The 3,316-nt window shown below is 57.8% G+C and carries 3 protein-coding genes; all 3 read right to left on the bottom strand.

Features of this window, described 5'->3' with window-relative positions; translation table 11 throughout:
• The coding region (gene glcF / locus FHS21_RS30290) for a glycolate oxidase subunit GlcF (protein ID WP_183665850.1) at nt 1-1,142 on the bottom strand (1,142 nt) is incomplete at its 3' end.
• Between the two features lie 2 nt (nt 1,143-1,144).
• A complete protein-coding gene (glcE, locus tag FHS21_RS30285) occupies nt 1,145-2,356 on the bottom strand; it encodes a glycolate oxidase subunit GlcE (protein ID WP_183665848.1) in 1,212 nt (403 codons plus the stop codon).
• Nucleotides 2,357-3,316: FAD-linked oxidase C-terminal domain-containing protein (locus FHS21_RS30280; protein WP_281386191.1), on the bottom strand; the 960-nt coding region annotated here is incomplete at its 5' end.

The following is a 3,316-nucleotide window of genomic DNA, read 5'->3' as shown; positions in this document are numbered from 1 at the left end:
CGATCCCGCAACGTGCGAGCGATCTCCGGCTGCATGATATTGTAGGTGCCGGCCGAACCGCAGCATAGATGTCCTTCGGCTGGATCCTTGACGACAAAGCCGGCGGTCCTCAGCAAGTCCTTGGGTTGGCGCGTGATCTTCTGCCCGTGCTGCATGGAACAAGCGGAATGATAGGCAACGCTAAGGCCAGCAGGCTCTTTCAGTTCAGGTAGGGTCAAGGCCGCCAGATATTCGGTAATGTCCTTGGCCAAGGCAGATACACGGGCGGCCTTGTCCTTGTAGTCGGGATCTAGGCGCAGCATGTAGCCATAGTCCTTGATCGTAGTGCCGCAACCGGATGCGGTAATCACGATGGCATCAAGGCCACCCGTATCAAGCTCGCGGATCCAGACATCAACATTACGACGTGCATCCTCAAGTGCCTCTTCTTCGCGGCCCATGTGGTGCACGAGCGAGCCGCAGCACCTTTCGCCTTTTGGCACCACGACTTCGATACCAAGCCGGGTCAAAAGCCGGATTGTCGCCTCATTTATACCGGGTCTCAGCACCGGCTGGGCGCAGCCCGTGAGTATGGCAACCCTGCCCTTTTTCGATGTCTCAGGCATATGCGAACCGGGCTCGGCAAAGCGCGATTTCGCTGGGACAGATTTGGGCGCGAGTTCGAGCATCGCCGCCATCGGCTTCAGCGCGGCGATCGATTTGAACAGCGGAGCAAGTGGACGGCCCAGCTTTGCTGCGGTGAGAGCAAGGCGAAAGCGTCCCGGATAAGGCAAGACAAACGCCAGGAGAGCACGCGTCAGCCTGTTCATCATCGGGCGTTTATAGGTCTTCTCAATATGCGCGCGGGCGTTATCGACCAGATGCATGTAATTCACGCCGGAAGGACAGGTTGTCATGCAGGCAAGGCATGACAGGCAGCGGTCGATATGCTTGACAACCTGCTCATCAGCCGCACGGCCGTTTTCCAGCATGTCCTTGATCAAGTAGATGCGCCCGCGCGGGCTGTCGAGTTCGTTGCCGAGGGTCACATAAGTCGGGCAAGTCGCGGTGCAGAAGCCACAATGCACACATTTGCGCAGGATCTTCTCGGATTCTTTGACACCGGGATCCAGCAACTGCTCGGGAGTGAAATTTGTCTGCACGTTTATACTCCTGCGACCATGCGGCCCGGGTTTAGTATTCCGCTCGGGTCGAATTGCTGCTTGAGCCGCTTCGACAACGCTGCCAAGGGCGCAGGCTGCGGCTCGAACACCGGCAATGCCGCGCGCAAGCTCGTCGATGCGCGAACAAGCGTTGCATGACCTCCGCCATATTTCTTGATGAGAGCACGCACGGCCTCCGCTTCCGGTTCGCCTTCCATGCGCAACCACACAAGCCCGCCCTGCCAGTCATAGAAGGTATCGACAGCGGCGCCCATGCGTAAGGACGCGACGAGTTTGTAAGCCTCCATCGGCACCATAGATACACGCCATACGGGGTGCTCCGTGCCGTCCGCAAAGGGGATGACATCACGAATCTCCTGCCAAAGCTTACGCGAAGTATCGCCAGCAACCTCCACAATCGTGCCGGCCGACGCCAATAGATCTTTGAGCATAGCTGCGCGATCGTTGACCGAGGGTGCAAAACCTTCAAGCCGCAGCAACGTCGATGCGTCACCCTTGAGATCACCGTCTATAACGCGTCCGGATACATTGAGAGGAAGATGCGCTGCTGAAGCCACCTCGCCGCTCGATCCCATGGCAATCGCCATGGCACGCGCCGCTTCGTCATCGGCAAGACCACGCACCACTAGCGTGGTTTCGGTTTCCGGAGCGGGCAGGACCTTGAAGGTTATTTCAGTGGCGATGCCAAGCGTACCCCACGAATTGGCCATGCCTTTCGACAAATCATAGCCGGTCACGTTCTTGACGACGCGCCCGCCAGATTTGAACAGTTCGCCGCGGCCTGAAACGACGCGCACTCCCAAAACATGGTCGCGTGCCGAACCCGATTTCAGACGGCGTGGCCCGCACAAATTGGTGGCAAGCAATCCACCCAGACTGCCCTGCCCCGCGGCTTGCCCCAGAAGCGGCCCATAATCCATTGGTTCGAACTGAAATGCCTGGCCGTTCTCCGCAAGCAGTGTCTCGAGCTCGACAATCGACGTGCCTGCTTTTGCGCTCAGCACGAGTTCGTCGGGCTCGTAGAGTGTTACTCCGGAGTATTCCGATAGCGCGATGGTATGCTCCGTCTGCAATGGACGGCCAAGATTGCGTTTGGAGCCATGGCCGACGACTTCAACCGGCGCGTTCTCAGAAAGCGCCCATTGGACAGCCTCGGCAATTTCGTCCTCGGTCTTGGGAGTAAATATGGTCACTCAGAATCTCGGAATTTCTGGGAATGGCACCTGTCCGCGATGCACATGCATGCGGCCAAGTTCGGCACAGCGATGCAATTGCGGAAACACTTTTCCCGGATTGAGCAGGTGCTTGTCATCAAACGCGCATTTGACCCTGATCTGCTGGTTGAGATCGATTTCGTTGAACATTTCCGGCATCAGTTCACGCTTTTCTACACCGACGCCATGCTCTCCCGTCAACACGCCGCCAACTTTGACACAGAGCCGCAGGATATCGGCGCCGAAATCCTCCGCCTTGTGCAATTCTTCCGGAATATTCGCATCGTAAAGAATGAGCGGATGCAGATTGCCGTCTCCAGCATGAAAGACGTTGGCAACGCGAAGGCCGTATTTTTCCGAAAGTTCGCGCATACCGGCCAGCACTTTCGGCAGCTCCTTACGCGGGATCGTGCCGTCCATGCAGAGATAGTCCGGCGAAATGCGCCCAACCGCGGGGAAAGCCGCCTTGCGGCCGGCCCAGAACGCCATGCGTTCCTCTTCGCTTTGCGAGATCACGCAGGTCGACGCACCATTTTTGTAAGCGATAGCCTCTACCAAGCCGATCAGGTGATCGACCTCTACCACCGGGCCGTCGAGTTCGATAATCAGCAGCGCCTCCACATCAAGCGGATAACCGGCATGGACGAAGTCTTCGGCCGCGTGTATCGCCGGGCGGTCCATCATTTCCATACCGCCGGGAATGATCCCACCAGCGATGATGTCAGCGACGCATTTGCCAGCTTGCTCACTTGTCGGGAAGCCTACCATCAACGCGCGCGCTGTCGCTGGCTTCTGCAATATACGCACGGTTACTTCAGTGACGACGCCAAGCAATCCCTCCGAACCGGTCATCAAACCAAGAAGATCATAGCCTTCCGTATCGAGATGCTTGCCGCCAAGCCGGACCACTTCGCCGGTGATCAGCACCATTTCGAGGCC

It is taken from the genome of Phyllobacterium trifolii, from assembly GCF_014192095.1.
GTDB lineage: Bacteria > Pseudomonadota > Alphaproteobacteria > Rhizobiales > Rhizobiaceae > Phyllobacterium > Phyllobacterium trifolii.
This window is presented reverse-complemented; position numbering and strand designations above follow the sequence as displayed.